This window comes from Mangrovicoccus sp. HB161399, from assembly GCF_013184745.1.
Lineage (GTDB): Bacteria > Pseudomonadota > Alphaproteobacteria > Rhodobacterales > Rhodobacteraceae > Mangrovicoccus.
Genome location: NZ_JAATVU010000265.1, coordinates 1 through 869, shown reverse-complemented (window position 1 = coordinate 869; position 869 = coordinate 1). Strand labels below are relative to the sequence as shown.

Annotated in this window: 1 protein-coding gene; it reads right to left on the bottom strand. The window is 71.9% G+C overall.

Features of this window, described 5'->3' with window-relative positions:
* Positions 1 to 316: 316 nt before the first annotated feature.
* Positions 317 to 688: a transposase gene (locus HCC78_RS32795; RefSeq protein ID WP_253949486.1), complete on the bottom strand. Its 372-nt coding sequence runs from the start codon at positions 686 to 688 to the stop codon at positions 317 to 319.
* Positions 689 to 869 lie beyond the last annotated feature (181 nt).

Genomic DNA, 869 nt, shown 5'->3' with positions numbered 1-869 from the left:
GGGTCAGGCCTTCGGTAGCGGGTCTGCATCCGTCGGGAGATTTCAGCCAGCCGATGAGATCCCGCTGGCGGGGGTGGTCTGGCTCAGCCGGTCGGGCTGCCGTCTTGCAGCTCTGTCATGAGTTCCTTCGGCAACATGCTCCGGTCCGTGGCCAGCGCGAGGGCTGCCGACACGATGCCGGTCCGGTGCAGTTCCGGCGTGTCGATCTCATGGGCGTGCTCCGCATGGCTGGCGGCGGTCCTGGCAACGGCATCGCCGGAACCACGTCCCTCCGGGACCTCGCGCGCCCGCGACCGGGCAGGTGAAGCGGCCGGGTTCAGGTCGCGGGCGCTGTTTCCGTCTCGAAGGCTGTTCCATCGATCCACATCCGGTGCGTCACGACGGCCATTGCGCGCTTGCGTCCCCGGCGTTTGGCGACGAGGGATGCCCGCGTGCGGAGCGCGTTTCCGCGCCCTCGGTTCGGCATGGCGGCCGCGGCCTGGCACAGGGCACGCCCGAGGTTCGCGTCCCCGGCCCTGGCGATGCCGCCCGGGACATCCCGCTCGCCAGGCTGGCTGCGGCAGGGCGCCAGTCCGACCCAGGGGCCGGCATTCTTCGACGAACGGAAGCGTGCAGGGTCGTCGACGGCAGAGCGATGGGCAGGCGCAACGACGGCTCCGGCGCCGCCATGGCCATCAGGCGCCGGCAGACCGGGTCGCCGGACGCCGCATGCCGAACCCCCTTCTCCAGCCCGGCCAATTCCAGGCGCAGGACCCCGCGCACCCGCAGCATGGGTTCCGCCGCGGCTTCGAGCATCGTGTTGCCTGCCGCCAGTTCCCGGATCCGGGCCCCGACCCTGCCGCGCGGGATTGCACCGACCTTCGGGCCGA